This is a genomic window from Pseudomonas agronomica (genome assembly GCF_025917275.1).
GTDB lineage: Bacteria > Pseudomonadota > Gammaproteobacteria > Pseudomonadales > Pseudomonadaceae > Aquipseudomonas > Aquipseudomonas agronomica.
This window is the reverse complement of sequence record NZ_JAOSHO010000379.1, coordinates 1-5,007: the sequence shown is the minus strand read 5'-3', so window position 1 is coordinate 5,007 and position 5,007 is coordinate 1. Positions and strand designations below refer to the sequence as shown.

The 5,007-nt window shown below is 58.4% G+C and carries 6 protein-coding genes; 5 read left to right on the top strand and 1 reads right to left on the bottom strand.

Translation table 11 applies throughout. The features are described 5' to 3' along the window. Positions 1-54: 54 nt before the first annotated feature. Positions 55-792, top strand: a complete 738-nt coding sequence (locus OC610_RS20990; RefSeq protein ID WP_264430440.1) for a DUF599 domain-containing protein — start codon at positions 55-57, stop codon at positions 790-792. 77 nt (positions 793-869) lie between these two features. Here OC610_RS20990 and OC610_RS20985 read toward each other — a convergent pair whose 3' ends face one another. Beyond that, on the bottom strand, positions 870-1,121 hold the full coding sequence (locus OC610_RS20985; RefSeq protein ID WP_264430439.1) for a hypothetical protein: 252 nt from the start codon (positions 1,119-1,121) through the stop codon (positions 870-872). A gap of 135 nt (positions 1,122-1,256) precedes the next feature. Between OC610_RS20985 and OC610_RS20980 the strand changes: the two genes are divergently transcribed. The 4 genes from OC610_RS20980 (at position 1,257) to OC610_RS20965 (ending at position 4,980) form a co-directional block, all read left to right on the top strand. Then, positions 1,257-1,733 (top strand): PaaI family thioesterase, encoded by a 477-nt coding sequence (locus tag OC610_RS20980; RefSeq protein ID WP_264430436.1) that lies wholly within the window; start codon positions 1,257-1,259, stop codon positions 1,731-1,733. Continuing rightward, positions 1,730-2,191 (top strand): PaaI family thioesterase, encoded by a 462-nt coding sequence (locus OC610_RS20975; RefSeq protein WP_264430435.1) that lies wholly within the window; start codon positions 1,730-1,732, stop codon positions 2,189-2,191. The genes OC610_RS20980 and OC610_RS20975 overlap by 4 nt, the downstream gene beginning before the upstream one ends. Before the next feature lie 87 nt (positions 2,192-2,278). Beyond that, the gene (gene htpG, locus OC610_RS20970; RefSeq protein ID WP_264430431.1) at positions 2,279-4,183 is read left to right on the top strand and encodes a molecular chaperone HtpG; all 1,905 of its coding nucleotides are present in this window, start codon (positions 2,279-2,281) and stop codon (positions 4,181-4,183) included. A 68-nt stretch (positions 4,184-4,251) separates the two neighbouring features. Beyond that, entirely contained in the window at positions 4,252-4,980 is a 729-nt protein-coding gene (locus OC610_RS20965) for a dienelactone hydrolase family protein (RefSeq protein WP_264430429.1), read from the top strand. The last annotated feature ends 27 nt before the right edge of the window (positions 4,981-5,007 follow it).

Here is a 5,007-nt window from a genome sequence, read left to right as displayed (position 1 = left end):
TCCGCAAGGCAGTCTGGCTTTAGACGTCATGTTTTTAGACACACAGGAAATCGAATGTCATTCATCCAAGCCAACCTGATCCATCTCCTCGCCGCGATCTGGTTCATCATCTGCTGGGCCGGCTACACCCGTTACGCATCCTGGAAGGCACGCGACACGGCCTGCCTGGCCAGTGTCATGCATCTGTACCGCGAAGACTGGATGCGCCGCATGCTGCTGCGCGAGAACCGTATCGCCGATGCCAGCGTGATCGGTAACCTGGAGCGCAACGCGTCGTTTTTTGCCTCCAGTACGCTGATTATCCTGGCGGGCATCCTGACGGTACTCGGGGCGTCCGATCGGGCCGTGTCGCTGCTGGCGGACCTGCCACTGGTGCAGCAGGCCTCCCAAGGCATGGCGGAACTGAAGCTTCTTTGCCTGGCGCTGGTGTTCGTCTATGCGTTCTTCACGTTCAGTTGGTGCATGCGCCAATACAACTTCGCCGCGGTCCTGGTGGGGTCGGCACCGATGATCGGCGAGCGGCATGTGTCCGAGCAGGAGCGCAAGGCTTTTGCTTCAAGAGCCGCGCGGGTTATTTCAATGGCGGCCAACCAATTCAACTTCGGCCTGCGTTCGTATTATTTCGGCATGACCATGTTGGCCTGGTTCGTCAGCCCCTGGTTATTCATGTTGATGAGTGCCGGCGTGGTCTTCGTGTTGTATCAGCGCGAGTTTCATTCGGATGTACTGGATGTGATGGTCTATACGCCTACCGAAGCGCCAGCGCCCGAGGCGAGCAAGGAAGCGGCCTGACGGCGCAGCAACTTTCCTCGATGCCAGATACAAGAAAACCCGCACCAGGCGGGTTTTCTTTTGCTGCCAAAACCGTATCAGTTGGTTTTAGGCGCGGTGGCAGGTGCTTGTTCCTGCTGGGCGGCGCTGTTCGATTCAGACTGAGCTTTGGCAGCTTCAGCGTTTTCTTTCGCCGCGTCGTTCACTTTATCCTGTGCTTTGTTCATGTCTTGCTGAGCTTGTTCAGCGTGTTGGTTGGCATCTTGAGCTTTGTCCTCGGATTTTTTATCGCAGGCAGCGAGACCGAGGGAGGCGGCCAACATCAAGGCAATAGCTAAAGTCTTACGCATGGGGTGTTTCTCCTTATGGATATAACTACTGGCCGTTTGAACCGTGCCCCCGGGGTTAAGTTCCTCCCAAGCCATAGATATATAAGTTGGCCACAGATGGAACTTTATCGAGTGCCTTGAAGGAGTATCGAACAGATGGCTGAAGATCCCGTTTTTGAACGCGCGACACGTTTTTTATCTGCGCTCAGGCACTGTCAGGTGTTGGGCTTGAAATTGCACAGCGCCAGTCGCGACGGTTTAACCGTGATGTTGCCCTACAGTCCCTCTGTCGTCGGCAATCCCCTGACCGGTATTGTCCATGGCGGGGCGTTGACCACCTTGATGGATACTGCCTGCGGCATGTCGACCTTGTGCGTGTTACCGCAGTTTGAAGTCTGTCCGACCCTGGATTTGCGCATCGACTATATGCACGCCGCCATGCCCGACAAAGCTATCTATGGCTTTGCCCAGTGCTATCGGATCACGCCGGACGTGATCTTCAGCCGTGGGTTTGCCTACCAGGACGATCCGGAGCACCCCATTGCCCATGTGGTCGGCACCTTCATGCGCCTGGGTGACAGCGCCCGCGGAATGAAAAAGGGCGGCCTGGCGGCTGCGGCGCAAAAACCATGACCGACATCACTGAGGCGCAACTGCGCCAAGCGTGTGAGCAGGGCGACGTCGGGCGGCTGCTGTCCTTGATTCCCTATGCGCAACTCATCGGCGTCGAATGCACGCGCCAGGGTGATGAGTGGCTGTTTTGTCTGCCGGCGAACAAGGACAACATTGGTAACCCTTTATTGCCCGCCATTCATGGCGGCGTGATTGCCGGTTTCATGGAGCTCTGCGCAGCCGTTCATCTATTGATCGCCACCCGTGTGACCGGACTGCCAAAGATCATCGATTTTTCCCTGGACTACCTGCGGGCCGGGCAGTTTCGCGACACCTACGCCAAATGCCAGGTCTGGCGCCAAGGGCGACGGGTGGCCAACGTTGCGATCACCGCCTGGCAAGTGTCTGAAGCCGAACCCATCGCCACCGCCCGGGCCCATTTCAAGATCCCGGCGCCCTCCAAGCCGCCCAGCCCTTGAAATCATCACCGTTGCCCCCACCTTGTGGACATCCCGCCGCCAATCTCTGCGAGGCGGACACTACCATCCACTTGGAGTTTGATGACCATGAGCGTGGAAACTCAAAAGGAAACCCTGGGCTTCCAGACCGAGGTGAAGCAACTGCTGCACCTGATGATTCACTCGCTGTATTCGAATAAGGAAATTTTCCTCCGCGAGCTGATTTCGAACGCCTCCGACGCTGTCGACAAATTACGTTTCGAAGCGCTGTCCAAGCCAGAACTGCTGGAAGGCGGCGCCGAGCTGAAAATCCGTGTGAGCTTCGACAAGGACGCCAAGACCGTCACCCTCGAAGACAACGGTATCGGCATGAGCCGCGACGAGGTGATCACGCACCTGGGTACCATCGCCAAGTCCGGCACCGCTGATTTCATGAAGAACCTGTCCGGCGACCAGAAGAAGGATTCCCACCTGATCGGCCAGTTCGGCGTCGGTTTCTATTCCGCGTTCATCGTCGCTGACCACGTCGAAGTGTTCAGCCGTCGTGCCGGCCTCGCTGCGAGCGAAGGCGTGCACTGGTCGTCCAAGGGCGAGGGCGAGTTTGAAGTCGCGACCCTCGACAAGGCTGATCGCGGTACCCGCATCGTCCTGCACCTCAAGTCTGGCGAAGAAGAGTTCGCCGATGGCTGGCGCCTACGCAACATCATCAAGAAGTACTCCGACCATATCGCGCTGCCAATCGAGCTGCCGAAGGAAGTCAGCGCTGCCGAAGGCGAAGAAAAGCCTGAAGTGGAGTGGGAAACCGTCAACCGCGCCAGTGCTCTCTGGACCCGTCCTCGCACCGAGATCAAGGACGAGGAATACCAGGAGTTCTACAAGCACATCGGCCATGACTACGAGAATCCGCTGAGCTGGAGCCATAACAAGGTCGAAGGCAAGTTGGAATACAGCTCGCTGCTGTACGTGCCGGCCCGTGCACCGTTCGATCTGTACCAGCGCGAAGCGCCACGCGGCCTGAAGCTGTACGTGCAGCGCGTGTTCGTGATGGACCAGGCCGAATCGTTCCTGCCACTGTACCTGCGCTTCATCAAGGGTGTGGTCGACTCCAACGACTTGTCGCTGAACGTTTCGCGGGAAATCCTGCAGAAAGATCCGATCATCGATTCCATGAAGTCGGCACTCACCAAGCGCGTCCTGGACATGCTGGAGAAACTGGCGAAGAACGAGCCTGAGCAATACAAGGGCTTCTGGAAAAACTTCGGCCAGGTGATGAAAGAAGGTCCGGCCGAAGACTTCGCCAACAAAGAGAAGATCGCCGGCCTGCTGCGCTTTGCTTCGACCCAGGGCGACGACGGCGAGCAGATCGTTGGCTTGGCTGATTACCTGGCCCGCGCCAAGGAAGGCCAGGACAAGATCTACTACCTGACCGGCGAGACTTATGCACAGGTCAAGAACAGCCCGCACCTGGAAGTCTTCCGCAAGAAGGGCATCGAAGTGCTGTTGCTCACCGATCGCATCGACGAGTGGCTGATGAGCTACCTCAACGAATTCGACGGCAAGAGCTTCGTCGACGTGGCTCGTGGCGACCTGGACCTTGGCAACCTGGATTCGGAAGAAGACAAGAAAGCCGCCGAGGAAGTGGCCAAGAGCAAGGAAGGCCTGGTGGAGCGGATCAAGACTGCGTTGGGCGATGCCGTCAGCGAAGTGCGAGTTTCCCACCGCCTGACCGATTCCCCGGCGATCCTGGCCATCGGTGAGCAGGATCTGGGTCTGCAGATGCGCCAGATCCTCGAAGCCAGCGGCCAGAAAGTCCCGGACTCCAAGCCGATCTTCGAATTCAACCCGGCTCACCCGCTGGTGGAGAAGCTCGACAACGAGCAGAGCGAAGAGCGTTTTGGCGATCTGTCGCACATCCTGTTCGACCAGGCGGCCCTGGCGGCCGGCGACAGCCTGAAAGACCCGGCGGCGTATGTGCGTCGCCTGAACAAGCTGCTGGTTGAACTGTCAGCTTAATCACGTTGAAGGAAAAACCCGCTTCGGCGGGTTTTTTCATTTCCGATGTTCCGCCAAGGGAGTCAATCATGAGTCAGATTACGGTTCGTTCGGTGGTGTATCAGCTCGATGGCCAAACCTATGAAAGCCGCCTGGCCTTCGATACCAACCAGCAGGGTCCGCGCCCGGGGTTGCTGATGGCACCGAATTGGATGGGCGTGGGGGCGGGAGCCGAGGAAATCGCCAAGTCAGTCGCAGCGAATGGTTACGTGGTGTTGATCGCCGATCTGTACGGGCAAACGGTGCGCCCGACCAATGCCGACGAAGCCGGGGCGGCGATGATGCCGCTCAAGAATGACCGGGCCTCGCTGCGCAAGCGCATGCAGGCCGCATTCGAGCAATTGCAAAGCCAGGGTGACGCGCAGGTCGATGTTTCGAAACTGGCCACGTTCGGCTTCTGCTTCGGCGGATGCTGTTCCCTGGAACTGGCTCGCACCGGCGCGCCGCTGAAGGCCGCCATCTCGTTCCACGGCACCCTGGACACGCCCAACCCGGCCGATGCGCAGAACATTAAGGGCGCGGTGTTGGTCATGCACGGCGCCTCCGACCCGTTGGTGCCGAAAGAGCAGCTACCGGCCTTTGAAGATGAGATGAACGCGGCTGGGGTGGATTGGCAATTGCTGAGCTACGGTGGCGCGGTGCACTCGTTCACCGATCCGCAGGCCAATGTGCCTGGCAAGATGATGTACAACGCCAAGGTCGCCAATCGGGCGTTCCGGTCGATGCATAACTTGTTGGATGAAGTGTTCAAGGGCTGAATGCTTCAAGTAGAACTTGTGGCGAGG